This window comes from Sphaerisporangium sp. NPDC088356, assembly GCF_040685555.1.
Classification (GTDB): domain Bacteria; phylum Actinomycetota; class Actinomycetes; order Streptosporangiales; family Streptosporangiaceae; genus Sphaerisporangium.
Map to the genome: position 1 here is coordinate 1 of NZ_JBFBIK010000154.1, position 14,953 is coordinate 14,953.

Consider the following 14,953-nt stretch of genomic DNA (forward strand, 5'->3'; position numbering starts at 1 on the left):
GGCCGGACCCGCAGGTCCGGCCGGTCCCTCCGGTGACGAGGTGCGAGCAGGGGACGGGCCCCTGTGCGAACCGTGGTGGGCCTCATCGCCACGTCCATCAGTGCAGCGATCTTTAAGCCTCGATAGCGAATCGTCCTGTGCGATATATCCGGACATAACGTAATCGGAGCGGAAGTGGTCTCGGTGGCTTGTGCGGTGGGCCAGGGCGCGGAGAAACTTGCGTCAGATCGGTCCAGTGGATCTCGACTTCCGGGGTCACGAAGGGTTACACCCACTGGCACGATGCGCTGTGGCATGGCTACGAGGAACGCGCCGGAAGCTGCTGGACGTCGGCGCATCGCTCGGCCTCATCGGCCATGACGGAAAGTCGCCGTACATGCTCGCGGCTGAAATGTTCGGCGCCGAGCCTTCCGCCGCAAGGCGGATCTGTCCGACGTCGCGATAACCGTCACGCTCCGAGCAAAGGGGTATTCATGCTCTTCTACGTCCAGATGAAGTGGAACCATGAGGGTCGGGTCACCCTCGATGAACTCTGGGACATCGAGGTGGACGAGGCAGAGCACGTCCTGAAGTCGATCGAATCCGGATTCTGCGTGGGCATTTGGAAGGTCGCCGCAAAGAAACGGTTGATCGCGATCGTCGACTCGCCCGACGCCGAGGAACTGGACCGGACCGCGCTCGGACGGCTCCCGATGCGGGAGTACCTCGAATTCGAGGAGGTCTGGCCGCTGCGGGACTACCTCGGGTTCGTCGAAGACGTGAAGAAGGGCTACCACGTGTGACCGTGAGAAGTGTTCTATGCGTGGTTGCCGGCACCCACGCTTTCGCGCTCGACGAGGGCAGCATCCTTACCCGGAATTACCCACCACAACTTCACACAGATGAGGGCCCCGGGGTCGGGGTCGCGGTGTATCCAGGTGTCCCCCGACCGCTTCGCGACCGGGAAGGCCCGCTTGCCTGAAGGTACTGATTCCAACGTCATGACGCTCAGTCGGATGCCAGAACACGGTCGAGCGCCGCCCGGCCTGCGCGTCCCCATGTCGGCTGGCCGCCGGGAAGGCCCCGTTCCCATGCCTGGCCGACGCCGATGAGGGAAACGCCGCGCAGGACTGCCCACCCCCGTGCGCGCCGGATCATCGCCTCGTCCGCCTTCTTGTATGCGTCGAAGAACCGTGAAGCCGCGCCTGCGGGGAGGATTAGCCACGCGGCCGCGAGGTCTGTCGCCGGATCGCCGGCGCAGAGTTCACCGAAGTCGATGACGCCTGAGAGTGTCCCGTCCGAGACGACGACATTCGCAGGATGGAGATCACCGTGAAGCCATACCGGCGGCCCCTCCCAATAGGGAGCCGAAACGGCCTCGTCCCAGATACCCCGGACGTCGGCGGCAACACCGCTGGAGGCGATGGCTTCGATCGCCTTGTCGAACTCGTGGGTGAGCGTCCTGAGGGGAACGCCGCGCATCGGATTGGCCGGTGCCTCGGTGGGCGCATTCAGATGGAGCGCCCTGAGGAAGACCGCCAGAGTGTCGGCTGCCTGGTAGCCGTGCCTGATCGAGGCGCGGTCGCCTGGTTCGCCGGGAACCCATGTCGCAACGGTCCATGGCCAAGGGAAGCGTGCGGACGGTTCACCGATCCGCAAAGGGGTCGGTACCGGGAGTGGAAGACGTGGGGCCAGGACAGGAAGCCAATGATGCTCTTTGCGAAGAAGACCCGGGGCGCGTGCCGTGCGCGGTAGGCGCACGGCCAACTTGTCACCGAGACGCCACAGTTGGTTGTCCCAGCCGGTAACCGTCAGATGGAGGTCCAGTCCTGCAAGGTCCGGATGCTGCTCGTGCAGGAGGGACCGCACCAAGTTCTCATCGATCTCCAAGTGGCTCATGTATGGAGTCTCCACTCCTTGCCCCCGAGAACCAACGGCTACGCACCCGCTGCGCCACCACCCCTCGGGGGCGGGGATTCATCAACTCCGCTTGACGTCGAAGAGCCCGTGATCTACAACGCGAGATCACTTGACAAGAGGACCCGGCGGGCCATGGACTCAGGAGTCCGTCGGCGGCGCACCCCGCCGCGACGACAGGCCCCTGTGCTCGCTCGCCGAGGCCGTCACGCTGGTCGAACAGGGCCGTACTGGTCAGGTACGAGAAATGATCGCCCAGCGGAACCGGCCTTGTCCGAACCCTGGCTGCGCTCCCTCCCTCTGGAACTCCGCCGCCGTTGACGATCGGCCATAGATCCTTGTCCGGGTCACGCCGATACAGGCGACTAAGAATTACTGAGTCGCTAAGTTTTCCGAGGTAGGCTGTGGCTCGTGGTGAGGAGCGTCCGTCCGGGGGCTCCCGTGCGAGATGCGAGGATGTGTCATGGCGAAGCTTGAGATCATCGTGGCGAGCACCCGGCCGGGCCGTGTGGGGCTGCCGATCGGACAGTGGATCGAGGCGGAGGCGAAGGAGCACGGTGGTTTCGCGGACGTCGAGCTGGTCGATCTGGCGGAGATCAACCTGCCCTTCATGAACGAGCCCAACCACCCCCGCCTGGGCCAGTACACCCACCAGCACACCCGTGACTGGAGCGCCAAGGTCACCGAGGCGGACGCCTTCGTCTTCGTCATGCCGGAGTACAACTACGGGTACAACGCCGAGCTGAAGAACGCCATCGACTACCTGCACAAGGAGTGGAACTACAAGCCCGTCGGGCTGGTCACCTACGGCGGCGTCGCGGCCGGCACCCGAGCCGCTCAGATGATCAAGCAGGTGGTCACCACGCTCAAGATGACCCCCCTCTTCGAGGCGGTCTCCATCCCCTTTGTCCGCCAGTTCATCGACGACGAGGAAAATGTGGTTCCGAACGAGGTCATGACGGCGTCGGCCAAGGCCATGTTCGACGAGCTCGTCCGCATGAGCGAGATCCTGCGCCCGCTGCGCGAGGGCGCGGTCCACTGACGAGGCGAGGGGAAGTCCATGAACGACATACACCCCGTCTGCGTACGGTTCCACACCGCGATCGAGCTGATCGGGTCCCGCTGGTCCGGCGCCATCCTGCGCGCCATATTCACGGGGCAGGTCCGGTACGCGCAGATCAAGGCCTCTGTGCCGGGCCTGAGCGACACGATGCTGGTCCAGCGGCTGCGCACGCTGGAGAGCGAGGGGCTCATCGAGCGCCGGGTCATCCCGGCCTCCCCCGTCCAGGTCGAGTACTGCCTCACCGAGAAGGGCCGCGACCTCGAACCGGCGCTGGAGGCCGTGATCGCCTGGTCGCACAAGTGGATCCCGCTCCCGGGGCAGGAGGCCCCGCAGGAGGCGACCGCGGGTGGCCCCGCCTCCGTACGGGGGAATTGACCTCCTCGCCGCCCCGGCCGATTCGGCGAGTGAACTCCCGAACCTCCCCGCCGGGTTCGGCCGATGACCTCGTGAACCGCCCCGCCAGTCAGTACGTTCCGGTAGAGAAGTCTCCCTTACCCCCAGGAGCGGAGGTTGGCATGCGGGCTGACGAGACAGGCACGACACGCCGGACGGTGATCTTCCGGAGCGTCACCGGCGGGTTCGCCGCCGTACTTGCCCTGATCGGCGTGCGACCGGCGAGGGCGTCGATCGACACGGCGTCGAGCGAGGACGCGACCGGCGAGGCCGCAGGCGTGGTGCTCGCCAAGACCAAGAGCATCCCGCTTCGCGGCGGAAAGATCATCAAGGGGAAGTACGTCGTCACCCAGCCAAAGAAGGGAGTCTTCCGGGCGTTCAGCGCGAAATGCACCCACCAGGGGTGCGCGGTCGCGAGCGTCAGCGGCGGCACCATCAACTGTCCCTGCCACGGAAGCAGGTTCACGATCTCGACCGGCGCCGTGGCGCGGGGCCCGGCAGAGCGGCCCCTTCCGCGTAAGAGCATCACCGTCTCCAAGGGCGTTATCCGCCTGAAGTGAGAATCGCGTCCGGTGCTCCAGGCCACCCGGTGTGGAGCACCGGATCACCGTTTCGCCCCTTGAGCAGCAACCGAACGGCCAGTGACGATCAGGAGCTCGGTGAGCCCGACTTAGCGTCACTGGCCGGTCTGATGTGGATGGTCGTCGGATCGGCTCATGAGTCCTTGGCATCTGCGAGGGTCTTGTGGACGACGCCGATGGAGACCTGCCGGCCGGATCGGGCGATCGAGGGCGACTATGACGACGACACATCGATCACGCGGTCGCGTAACCATCGGTGAGCCGGGTCCGCGTCGAGCCGGACGTGCCACATCAACGACACCGTCACCTCGGGAGCGTGGAAGGGCAACTCGAAGGAGCACATCCCTCGCCGCAGGTCAGCGGTGTGACGCTCCGGAACGGTGGCGACCAGGTCCGAGGCCTCCGCCAGCGCCAGCGCGGCGCCGAAGCCGTCTACGACCGTGACGACCTCCCGCTCGTGGCCTGTCGCGCGAAGGGCCTCATCCACCAGCCCCTCCGTCAGGCCGCGCCGCGAGACGTGCACGTGCCGTGAGGAGGCGTACCGGGCCGCCGTCACTTTTCCGGCGCTCAGCGGGTGCTCGCTTCGCACCACCCCGATGAAGTGGTCGGTGAACAAGGGCTCGCTCAGCACGTCGGGAGGCAGAGCGTGCTCGATGACGCCCGTCTCGAGGTCGACCATGCCCTCGCGCAGGGGAGCGGTGTCCTTCCTGGTCTTCTGCAGGAACCGCAGTCGCACGCCAGGCGCAACGCGGCCGACCTCCGCCACCAGCGCGGGTCCGAACCTCTCCACGAACCCATCGCTGCTGCGCAAGGCGAAAGTCCGCTCCAGCGTCGCTAGGTCGAGCCTCTCGGCCGGCCGGAGGACGGCTTCGGCCTCCTGGACCAGGACGCGCACACGGTCGCGCAGTTCCAAAGCCCGGGGCGTGGGCACCAGCCCCCGACCGGCTCGCACCAGCAGCGGGTCGCCCGTGGCCCGCCGCAGCCGCGCGAGCGCGCGACTCATCGCGGACGGGCTGAGCGCAAGCCGTTCACCCGCACGCGTCACGCTGCCTTCCTCGAGCAGGACGTTGAGGGTGACCAGCAGGTTCAGATCGGGACGGACCATGCGCGAAGGATCTCACGGATCAGCTGCGACATGGCGTTTCGTGCACAAATGGCTTTCTATCTTTGCGTCTTCCGCCAGGTCGAAGCGGGATCTAGGTTCATTGCGATCCCATCGCCCCGTCGACTCCAGGAAGAGGCCGTCATCGTGAGAGCAGCAGCCGAGCCCGAGCAGGCACCGCCTGCGTCCCGTCCGCCCCTGGCCTGGGCGCTCGCCGCGCTGTCGCTGTCCATGCTTCTGCCCTCGCTCGGCACCAGCATCGCCAACGTCGCCCTACCGACCATCGCTGTGGCCTTCGACGCCGCCTTCAACGACGTCCAGTGGATCGTGATCTCCTATCTCCTGGCCGTCACGACCCTGATCGTCGGAGCCGGCCGACTCGGCGACCTCGTCGGCCGGCGCCGCGTTCTGCTCGGTGGCATCGCCGTGTTCACGCTCGCGACGCTGCTGGGCGGTCTCGCCCCGAACCTTCCGATCCTGGTCGTCGCCCGGGCGCTTCAAGGAGCCGGTGCCGCGTGCATGATGGCGCTGACCATGGCCATCGTCGGCAAGACGGTGCCTAGGGACCGCACCGGCAGGGTCATGGGGCTGCTCGGAACGATGTCGGCAGTCGGCACGGCGCTGGGGCCCGGCCTCGGTGGCGTCCTGATCACGGTCTTCGGCTGGCGCGCCATCTTCCTCGCCGTCGTGCCGCTCGGCCTCCTCGCGCTCACGCTCACCTTCAGGATGCTGCCCGGCGCCGCGCCGGCAGTGATCTCCGTACGCGGACGGTTCGACGGCGTGGGCACCGCGTTGCTGGCGATCACACTGGGGGCCTACGCGCTGGCCATGACGGTCGGGGGGAACTCCTTCGGCTCGCTCACCATCGGGTTGCTCCTCGCCTCGGGGGCGGGCCTCGCCCTGTTCATCGTCACCGAGCGCCGGGTCTCATCCCCGCTGCTCACCCTGTCGATGTTCCGTGACCCCGTCCTCACCGCCGGACTGACGACGAGCGTCCTGGTCTCGACCGTCATGATGACCACTCTCGTCGTAGGGCCCTTCCATCTGGCCTGGGCGCTCGGCCTCGACCCGGCCTTCGTCGGCCTGGTGATGTCGGCAGGCCCCGCCGTGTCCGCCCTCACCGGCGTCCCGGCGGGCCGCGCCACCGATCGTTTCGGAGCCGCGACCATGGTGGTGGTCGGGCTCGCCGGCATCATCGGCGGCGCCGTGGCGCTCTCCTTGATGCCCACGGCTGCCGGGGTCATAGGGTACGTCCTGCCCTTGGTCGTCGTCACCGCCGGTTACGCCCTGTTCCAGGCGGCCAACAACACCGCGGTGATGAAGGACGTCTCCCCGCACCAACGTGGCCTGCTGTCGGGCACGCTGAACCTCTCCCGCAACCTCGGCCTCATGACCGGCGCGTCGGTCATGGGAGCCGTCTTCGCCTTCGCCGCGGGCGCGAGCGACGTCAGCACCGCCACGCCAGCGGAGGTGGCTCGCGGAACGCATTGGACCTTCGCCGTCGCGGCCCTCCTCGTGGCCGTCGGGCTGGCCGTGGTCCTGGGCCTCTGGCGGCGTGCCGGCTCTCACCCGGCGACAGCGCCGACGTCTCATCACGGTGACCTCGGTTGACGACCGAGCCGGGCCCGTGATGGAGCGCAGGCTGAGCGGCCGCACTCCTCCTATGCCGGACGCGTACGGAACGTCCCCAGCCACCGCACCGTCACCAGTTGCAGCGCGAACCCGAGCTTCATGTTCCGAGTGGCCAGGACGACGCCGCTGGAGGAGGCGCCGCACGCGCCGCCCACTCCCGGGCCGCTCCTGTGGCGGCGCCGACCGGCCAGGGAAGCTCAGCGGTCAGGAAGCCAAGCCGGGCAGCTCGGTGTAGGACTTGCCCCGGACGAACCACTGGAACTGCGCCGAGTTGGCCCCGCTCGGCGAAGGCAGGCCCGCCCGCAGGTTGACGGCGGTGTTGACCAGGCCCCAGTTGAGGCCGCAGCCCGTGGCCTTGGGAACGGAGAATTTCGTGTCGGTGGCCGCGACCTTGAACACGGGCACGCCGTCGATGGAGGTCAGATCCAGGGAGGTGACCTCGGGGTTGAGCAGGATCGGGTTCGCGTCGCCGCCGATGTAGCACTTCTTGCCGAGCAGGCTGTGGATCATGCGGAACTTGATGCCGACGTTGGTCGGGAAGATGGGGCCGGCGTCGACCTTGCCGGTCCCCTCGGTCTCGACGTAGACGTCGGTGAGCTTCGGTACTTCGAAGGGCTTGCCGATCAGGCCACCCGGGACCTTCATCCGGTCGCCCTTCACGCTTCCGAAGGCCGCGGCGGCGCTGCCGTCGTCGAGCTTGCCCTGGGCGACGGTGATCCGCAACGGCTGGGAGATGTCCTGCTGGATCTTCCCGAGCTTCATGGTGCCGCCGACCGTGATGATGAAGATGCAGCTCCACGTGTCGGTCTTGGCGTTCGGCGGGAGCTTCGGGCAGTCTGACCAGTCGCTGTCGCTCGGGTGGTAGTCGTAGGCGGCGGCCTGGGCGGGAGTCGCCAGCCCGCCCAGCAATACCGCCGCGGCGGCGCCGGCCCCGAGGCGCCGGGCAAGAACCTTCATGGACTCCTCCTTGTGTCCCCGCCAGGAGGCGCGGACGCGGGAAATGGTGAGTCCCCGTTATATAGGCGCAATAGACGAACATTCTATGCAGCTTTCCCAAGGTGCTACAGGCCGCTGTTGTCACTTCCCGCGCAATCCGCTAGGGAGTCCCGACGGGGCGAACTCGCCACCGGGGGCGAGGCCGGGGGGCCGTCAAGGTTAGGCCGTAGCGGGTCAGCTGCAGGGCTCGTCGTGGTGGCCGCGCCGGAACAGCAGCTCGGGGAGTCGGACTTCGGGAGAAATGTCCATGCCAGCCGAGCGCCGCGCCGGAGCGTATGACGGCCTCAGCGCATATCCCCCGGCGTGGCGGGAGGGAAGTGCCGCCCCGCGGCCGAGGAACCGCCGGCGTGCCGTGATGTACCCGCCGACGACCCTGACGTGCCCCCGCGGCGCCCTGGTGGCCGGGCCGTTGGAGAGGTTCAGTCCCTGCCTTCGTCTGAACGACGCTCGGTGACCCGGAGCCGCCGGCTGCCGCGTCAACACCCGCTCGGCTCCCCGCCTGCCGGACGTCCGCGTCCGCAGGTGATCCCTGCGCCGAGGATCGGCGCGGCGAAGCCGAGCATGTACGCGGAGGGGTGCCCGGCCCGCAGTGCACCCCTCTGCGCCTTCCGCAGGGGTCACCGAGATCACGATGGGGCCTCCCCCCAGGGACTCCAGGTATGCGTACCGGCGCGGTGGGCAAGACAGAGGTGTCCCCACTGCCAGCGAACCGGGAAATCCATATGACCCGAATTGCCGCTGTCCGCGGTGCTCTTCCTCCGAACCGCTACCCCCAGGCCGAGATAACCGACACATTCGCCCGCATCTGCCTTCCCCCGGGTGCCGACCGGCGGCTGCTCGACCGGCTGCACGCCTCGGCCCGCGTCGGCCACCGCAACCTGGTGCTGCCGCTCGAGCAGTACTCCAAGCTCGACGGGTTCGGGACGGCCAACGAGATCTTCATCGAGGCGGCCGTGGACCTGGGCGCCGAGGCGGTGGGCGCCGCGCTGGAGGCGGCGGGGCTGACACCGGGCGACGTAGACATGATCATGTTCACATCGGTGACCGGCATCGCCGCGCCGTCGGTGGACGCGAGGCTCGCCGGCAGGCTGGGGCTGCGGCCCGACGTCAAGCGGATACCGGTGTTCGGGCTCGGCTGCGTCGCGGGCGCGGCGGGGATCGCCCGCCTCCACGACTACCTGCGCGGATGGCCGGATCACGTGGCCGTGCTGCTCTCGGTCGAGCTGTGCTCGCTCACCTTGCAGCGCGCCGAGGCCTCTCCGGTCAACTTCGTCGCCAGCGGGCTGTTCGGCGACGGCGCGGCGGCCGTGGTGGCCGTCGGCGACGGCCGTGCCGCGGACCCGCGGGCCGCACCCGGCCCCACCGTGGTCGCCACCCGCGGCCACCTCTACCCGGACTCCGAGGCGGTGATGGGCTGGGACGTCTCCGACACCGGTTTCCGCGTGGTGCTCGACACGAGCGTCCCGGAGGTCGTACGGACCTATCTGGCCGACGACGTGAACGGCTTCCTCGCCGACCACGGGCTGACCACGCGCGACGTCACCGCCTGGGTGTGCCACCCGGGTGGCCCGAAGGTCCTGCACGCCGTCGCCGAGAGCCTCGACCTGCCCGAGGGGGCGCTCGACCTCACCTGGCGCTCGCTGGAGGACATCGGCAACCTGTCCTCCTCGTCCGTCCTGCACGTCCTGCGCGACACGCTGGCCCTTCGCCCGCCGCCACCGGGGACGCCGGGGATGCTCATCGCGATGGGGCCCGGATTCTGCTCCGAGCTCGTCCTGCTGCGCTGGTAGCGGCGGAGTGTCGTCACCGCTGCCGGCTGTCCCCCTGATGATCGGGCCCGTATCGTTTCAGGGCATGTCGTCCTGGTACCTGCTGCTCGTCCTGCTCGTCGGCGCCGAGCGCCTCGCCGAACTGGTGGTCGCCCGGCGCAACGCGCGCTGGAGCCTCGCCCGGGGCGGGCGTGTCTTCGGGCGCGGCCACTATCCCTGGATGGTCGCCCTGCACACCGGCCTGCTCGCCGGATGCCTGCTGGAGGCGGCCCTCGCCGGCCGGCCCTTCGTTCCGGCCCTGGGTTGGCCGATGCTCGCCCTGGTCGTCGCGGCCCAGGGCCTGCGCTGGTGGTGCATCACCTCGCTCGGCCCGCAGTGGAACACCGAGGTCATCGTGGTGCCCGGCCTCTCGCTGGTCGCGCGCGGGCCGTACCGCTTCGCGTGGCTGCGCCACCCCAACTACGTGGCGGTGGCCGTGGAGGGCGCGGCGCTGCCGCTGGTGCACAGCGCGTGGGTGACCGCCGTGGTGTTCACCGTGCTCAACGCCGCGCTGATGGTGGTGCGCATCCGCTGCGAGGACACGGCCCTCGCCACCCTCGCGCCTCGCCCCGGGGACGCCCCCGCGCGCGAGGCGACGGCGTGATCGACGTCCTGGTCGCCGGCGGCGGGCCGGCGGGCCTGGCGACGGCCATCCACGCCACGCTGGCGGGGATGGAGGCCGTGGTGGTCGAGCCCCGGTCGGCCCCGGTCGACAAGGCGTGCGGCGAGGGTCTCATGCCCACCGGGGTCGCGGCGCTGCGGTCCCTCGGCGTGCGGGTGGAGGGGTGGCCGCTGCTCGGGATCAGGTACGTCGACGAGCGGCACCGCGCGCAGGCGGCGTTCCGCGAGGGGCAGGGGCTCGGGGTGCGCCGCACCACCCTGCACGCCGCGCTGGCCGAGCGGGCGGCGGAGGTGGGCGTGAAGGTCGTCCGCGGCCGGGTCGACGGCGTGCGGCAGGACGCGGACTCGGTCGAGGCGGCCGGGATGCGGGCCCGCTGGCTGGTCGCCGCCGACGGGCTGCACTCCCCGCTGCGCGGCCTGCTCGGGCTGGAGCTGCCGACCCGCGCCGCGCGCCGGTACGGGCTCCGCAGGCACTACCGCGTCGCGCCCTGGACGGACTTCGTCGAGGTGCACTGGGCGGCGCGCGCCGAGGCGTACGTGACCCCGGTGGGAGAGGAACTGGTCGGGGTCGCGGTGCTGAGTTCCGAGCGCCGGAGCTACGACGAGCACCTGGCGGGGTTCCCCGCGCTGCTGGCCCGGCTGGACGGGCCCGCCGCCACCTCGGTGCGCGGCGCCGGGCCGCTTCGGCAGCGCGCACGCGCGCGCGTCGCCGGGCGCGTGCTGCTGGTCGGCGACGCGGCCGGCTACATGGACGCGCTCACCGGCGAGGGGGTCTCGCTCGGGCTGCTGGCCGCGCGCGCCCTGGTCGGGTGCCTGCGCGCGGGACGGCCCGAGGCGTACGAGCGTGCGTGGCGGCGCCTGTCGCTGCGCCACCGGCTGCTGACGGGGGCGCTGCTGGCCGCGCGCCGCCGTTCGGGCTCGGCCCGCCTGATCGTGCCGGCGGCGCACCGCCTCCCCGCCGTCTTCACAGCCACCGTCAACGCCCTGGCCTGACGGCCCGCGCCGCTACCGGGCCTCGAAGCGCTCGCGGCGGACCGTGACCTTGCGGCCCTTGACGGTGGTCTGGCGCAGGGCGGTGATCACGTCGTCCGCCGAGTAGTCGGGGACCTCGACGAGCGAGAAGCGGTCGGCGATCTCGATCGCCCCGATGTCCCTGCCGCTGAGCCGTGACTCGTTGGCGATCGCGCCGACCAGGTCCTGCGGCCGGACTCCGGCGCTGCGGCCCGCGCCGATGAAGATGCGGGTCATGCCGCTGGAGGGCCCGCGCCCGCGCCGCTCGTCGCGCCCGCCGGTCTCGCGGCGCGGACGTCCCTCGCGCTCGGCCCGCACCGGCACATCGGGGATCTCCTCCTCGTCGGCCGCGGCGCCGCTGGCCTCGTGCGCCAGCTTCACCGCCGCCATCGCGATCTCCACGAGGTCGAACTCGTCGGCGAGGGTGTCCACCACGACCCGGAAGTGCTCCAGGTCGTCCTCCAGGATGCTCTCCTCCAGGGCGGAGCGCGTCAGCTCCAGGCGGCGGGCCCGAAGGTCGGCGACGGTGGGGACCTTCTCGACCGTGATCCTGCTCTTGGTGACCCGCTCGATCGTCTTGAGCATGCGGTGCTCGCGGGGCTCCGCGAGCGTGATGGCCACGCCCTCGCGGCCCGCGCGCCCGACCCTGCCGATGCGGTGGACGTAGGACTCCGGAGCCGAGGGGACGTTGTAGTTGACCACGTGGGTGAGCTGCTCGATGTCGAGCCCGCGCGCGGCGACGTCCGTGGCGACCAGCAGGTCTGCCGTGCCGCTCCGCAGCCGGGCCATCACGCGGTCGCGCTGCTCCTGGCCCATCCCGCCGTGCAGGGCCTCGGCGCGGTAGCCGCGGCCGTTCATGGTCTCGGTGAGCTGGTCGACCTCCTCGCGGGTGCGGCAGAACACGATGGCCGCCTCGGGCGCCTCGACGTCCAGCACCCTTCCGAGCGCCGTGGGCTTGTGCGCCCTCGACACCATGTACGCGCTCTGCCGTACGCGCGGGGACTCGCCGGAGGTGGCGGACTCGCGCTCGATCTGGATGCGCACCGGGTCCTTGAGGTGCTGGCGGGCGATCGAGTTGATGCGCGGCGGCATCGTGGCGGAGAACAAAACGGTCTGGCGCGCCTCGGGGGTCTCCTGGAGGATCGCCTCGATGTCGTCGGCGAAACCCATGTCGAGCATCTCGTCGGCCTCGTCCAGGACGACGATCTGGAGGGCGTCCAGATTGAGGGTCTTGCGGCCGATGTGGTCGAGCGCCCGCCCTGGGGTCGCGACCACGACGTCCACCCCTCGCTGCAGCTCCCTGAGCTGCCGCCCGATCGGCTGCCCGCCGTAGATCGGCAGGACGCGGGCGCCGAGGTCGCGGCCGTAGCGGTGGACGGCCTCGGACACCTGGACGGCCAGCTCGCGCGTGGGCACAAGCACGAGCGCCAGCGGCGACCCCGAGCCCCCGCCGGCCGGCATCCGCTGGAGGATCGGCAGGGCGAAGGCCGCCGTCTTGCCGGTGCCGGTCGCGGCCTGCCCGAGCAGGTCACGGCCCTCCACCAGCGGCGGGATCGCCTCGCGCTGGATAGGCGTCGGCTCCTCGTACCCAAGACCGGTGAGCGAGCGCAGAAGCTCGGGACGCAGCCCCAGGTCAGCGAAGCCTGTCGAGTCTTCGGTGGCGTTGGGGGTCATGATCGAGCTCCTCGTTCCGGACGGACGCGCATGGGATCGGTGTTGACTCCATGTTCCACTGTCGCAGCATGCTTCCCGCCCACCGGGGGCCCGTACCGGCGGAGTTCCCCCCGGCGCGGTGCCTTTCGGCGTACGAGGAACCCACCCCCGGTAAAGGGGTGGCCTTTTCACGCTTACGGGAGAGGAAGTTTACTTCACACTGCATGGGGCCGGACCGGCCACGATACGGGGTCCGCGGACCGGCGGGGCACGCGGCGGAGCGGATCGGCACCATGAACGTCCCCCGACCGGAAATGATCATTGTCCGCCCGCAGGCCCCCTACCGGGGAGTTTGCACTCAGATGGAAGGGTTTGGAACTCGGCCCGCAGGGCCTGTCAAGCTGCCATGCGTGCGCCCACACGCACCGGCTCCGGGCCTGGAGTTCCGGCTCGGTGAGCGCCCTCGCCCGAGAAGCACGCAGGCCGGTTCCCGGCCGAGCCGGGCCGACGAACTCGCCACCTGATGGGAGACCAGGATCATGTTGAGTTCCATGAAATCGAAGATCGCGCTGCCCGCCGCGGCGCTGGCGATGATGGCCGTAGCGGTCGTCCCGGTCCTCGCCACCCCCGCGCACGCCAACACGGCGGCGAAGGCAAGGGCCGCAGGGCCTTTCGGCTGCAACTATACGAACTCCGAGCCTGTCCTCAGGAAAGGGTCGACCGGAACCGCCGTCAAACAGGCTCAATGCCTTCTGAAGTATCGCATCGGGCAGCCTGATTCCGTCGACGGTGTATTCGGCTCGGCGACCGACTCAGCGGTCTACGAATTCCAGACCAGGTGGGGCCTCAAGGTCGACCGCGTCATCGGCTCCTCGACCTGGTACGCGCTCAAGCACTGACCACGTGATCGCGACGGCCGCGCCGGTGGGCGTGGCCGTCGCGCGTCCCGGGTTCGCGGGGCGCCCGCGAGCTGTCGCGGATGGCGCCGGACGTACGCGGGGCAGGAGTCACGGGGCCCTCGCGTCACCGGTGGACCGCGTCCATCGCGGCGGCGGGGTAGCGCTCGCCGGAGGCCACGCCGCGCGGGGCCACGGCCTCGATCGCGGCCAGGTCGTCGGGGGTGAGGGTGATCTCGACGGCGGCGGCGTTGGCCTCCAGGTAGGCCCGGCGCTTGGTGCCGGGGATGGCCACGATGTCGTCGCCCTGGGCGAGCACCCAGGCCAGCGCGAACTGCGAGGAGGTGACCCCCTTGGCGTCGGCCAGCACGCGGATCCTGTCGACGACGGCGAGGTTGCGCGCGAAGTTCTCCCCCTGGAAGCGCGGGAACATCGAACGGCGGCGGTCGCCTTCCGGCAGGTCGTCCACGCCGCGGATGGTGCCGGTGAGGAAGCCCCGGCCGAGCGGGCTGTAGGCGACGAAGCCGATGCCGAGCTCGCGGGTGGTGGCGAGCACGCCGTTGTCCTCCACGTCACGGGTGAACAGGGAGTACTCGGTCTGCAGCGCGGTCAGCGGGTGGACGGCGTGGGCGCGGCGGATGCTCGCGGGAGCGGCCTCGGAGATGCCGAGGTAACGGATCTTGCCCGCGGTGACCAGCTCGGAGAGCGCGCCGAAGGTGTCCTCCACCGGGACGTCCGGGTCGACGCGGTGCTGGTAGTACAGGTCGATGTGGTCGACGCCGAGCCGCTTGAGCGAACCGTCGAGCGCCTGGCGCAGGTAGCCGGGGCGGCCGTTGACGCGGCCGGTGAGGGCCCCGTCCTCGACCTCGTTGCCGAACTTGGTGGCGAGCACCACCTCGTCGCGGCGCCCGGCGATCGCGTGGCCCACGAGGCTCTCGTTGGTCCACGGCCCGTACATGTCGGCGGTGTCGAGGAAGGTGATGCCCAGGTCGAGCGCCCTGTGGATGGTGGCGGTCGCCTCCTTCTCGTCCGCGGGGCCGTAGGCGACGCTCATCCCCATGCAGCCGAGCCCCTCGGCGGAGACGTGAAGGCCCTGGCTGCCCAGTCGGCGCTGTCGCATTGCTGAACTCCCTGTGTCGATATATCGACGGTCCGTCCCTGTGCGAGGGGGTGACGGCCGCTTGGTCCATCTGCTCACGATCTTCGCGCCTCGCCCGCCTCCGCGCCACCACCACTGCGACCACCGGCGACCCGTGGGTGCGCAGCACCCGTTCCAGCAGCTCGGCGGCTTGGGCGGCAGG

General features: G+C 70.0%; 14 protein-coding genes. 9 read left to right on the plus strand and 5 right to left on the minus strand.

What is annotated here, in order from left to right; genetic code table 11:
- Positions 1–473 precede the first annotated feature (473 nt).
- Entirely contained in the window at positions 474–782 is a 309-nt protein-coding gene (locus tag AB0O34_RS33330) for a muconolactone Delta-isomerase family protein (protein ID WP_363922357.1), read from the plus strand.
- Positions 783–987: 205 nt separating this feature from the next.
- Here the strand turns inward: AB0O34_RS33330 and AB0O34_RS33335 are convergent, their stop codons facing one another.
- Entirely contained in the window at positions 988–1,878 is an 891-nt protein-coding gene (locus AB0O34_RS33335) for an aminoglycoside phosphotransferase family protein (RefSeq protein ID WP_363922359.1), read from the minus strand.
- Between the two features lie 481 nt (positions 1,879–2,359).
- Here AB0O34_RS33335 and AB0O34_RS33340 point away from each other — a divergent pair, with 481 nt between their 5' ends.
- From AB0O34_RS33340 to AB0O34_RS33350, 3 genes are all read left to right on the plus strand, one after another.
- Complete coding sequence (locus AB0O34_RS33340) at positions 2,360–2,938, plus strand: NAD(P)H-dependent oxidoreductase (RefSeq protein WP_363922361.1); 579 nt, start codon at positions 2,360–2,362, stop codon at positions 2,936–2,938.
- 18 nt (positions 2,939–2,956) lie between these two features.
- A complete protein-coding gene (locus tag AB0O34_RS33345; RefSeq protein ID WP_363922362.1) occupies positions 2,957–3,334 on the plus strand; it encodes a helix-turn-helix domain-containing protein in 378 nt (125 codons plus the stop codon).
- 140 nt (positions 3,335–3,474) lie between these two features.
- Positions 3,475–3,912, plus strand: coding sequence for a Rieske (2Fe-2S) protein (locus AB0O34_RS33350; RefSeq protein WP_363922364.1), 438 nt, complete (start codon positions 3,475–3,477; stop codon positions 3,910–3,912).
- A 235-nt stretch (positions 3,913–4,147) separates the two neighbouring features.
- On the opposite strand, the gene AB0O34_RS33355 is transcribed toward AB0O34_RS33350, so the two are convergent.
- Positions 4,148–5,038, minus strand: a complete 891-nt coding sequence (locus AB0O34_RS33355) for a LysR family transcriptional regulator (protein ID WP_363922366.1) — start codon at positions 5,036–5,038, stop codon at positions 4,148–4,150.
- A 144-nt stretch (positions 5,039–5,182) separates the two neighbouring features.
- Between AB0O34_RS33355 and AB0O34_RS33360 the strand changes: the two genes are divergently transcribed.
- The gene (locus AB0O34_RS33360) at positions 5,183–6,646 is read left to right on the plus strand and encodes an MFS transporter (protein ID WP_363922368.1); all 1,464 of its coding nucleotides are present in this window, start codon (positions 5,183–5,185) and stop codon (positions 6,644–6,646) included.
- 225 nt (positions 6,647–6,871) lie between these two features.
- Here AB0O34_RS33360 and AB0O34_RS33365 read toward each other — a convergent pair whose 3' ends face one another.
- Positions 6,872–7,624 carry a hypothetical protein gene (locus AB0O34_RS33365; RefSeq protein ID WP_363922370.1) on the minus strand — a complete coding sequence of 251 codons (753 nt, stop codon included), beginning with the start codon at positions 7,622–7,624 and terminating at the stop codon, positions 6,872–6,874.
- A 761-nt stretch (positions 7,625–8,385) separates the two neighbouring features.
- Here AB0O34_RS33365 and AB0O34_RS33370 point away from each other — a divergent pair.
- The 3 genes from AB0O34_RS33370 (at position 8,386) to AB0O34_RS33380 (ending at position 11,085) form a co-directional block, all read left to right on the plus strand.
- Entirely contained in the window at positions 8,386–9,453 is a 1,068-nt protein-coding gene (locus AB0O34_RS33370; protein ID WP_363922372.1) for a 3-oxoacyl-[acyl-carrier-protein] synthase III C-terminal domain-containing protein, read from the plus strand.
- A gap of 64 nt (positions 9,454–9,517) precedes the next feature.
- Positions 9,518–10,075, plus strand: coding sequence for an isoprenylcysteine carboxyl methyltransferase family protein (locus AB0O34_RS33375; RefSeq protein ID WP_363922374.1), 558 nt, complete (start codon positions 9,518–9,520; stop codon positions 10,073–10,075).
- Positions 10,072–11,085 carry an NAD(P)/FAD-dependent oxidoreductase gene (locus AB0O34_RS33380; RefSeq protein WP_363922376.1) on the plus strand — a complete coding sequence of 338 codons (1,014 nt, stop codon included), beginning with the start codon at positions 10,072–10,074 and terminating at the stop codon, positions 11,083–11,085. Before AB0O34_RS33375 ends, AB0O34_RS33380 begins: the two co-directional genes overlap by 4 nt.
- A gap of 12 nt (positions 11,086–11,097) precedes the next feature.
- Here AB0O34_RS33380 and AB0O34_RS33385 read toward each other — a convergent pair whose 3' ends face one another.
- On the minus strand, positions 11,098–12,777 hold the full coding sequence (locus AB0O34_RS33385) for a DEAD/DEAH box helicase (protein ID WP_363922378.1): 1,680 nt from the start codon (positions 12,775–12,777) through the stop codon (positions 11,098–11,100).
- 530 nt (positions 12,778–13,307) lie between these two features.
- Between AB0O34_RS33385 and AB0O34_RS33390 the strand changes: the two genes are divergently transcribed.
- Complete coding sequence (locus tag AB0O34_RS33390) at positions 13,308–13,655, plus strand: peptidoglycan-binding domain-containing protein (protein WP_363922380.1); 348 nt, start codon at positions 13,308–13,310, stop codon at positions 13,653–13,655.
- 124 nt (positions 13,656–13,779) lie between these two features.
- On the opposite strand, the gene AB0O34_RS33395 is transcribed toward AB0O34_RS33390, so the two are convergent.
- Complete coding sequence (locus AB0O34_RS33395; RefSeq protein ID WP_363922382.1) at positions 13,780–14,772, minus strand: aldo/keto reductase; 993 nt, start codon at positions 14,770–14,772, stop codon at positions 13,780–13,782.
- Positions 14,773–14,953 lie beyond the last annotated feature (181 nt).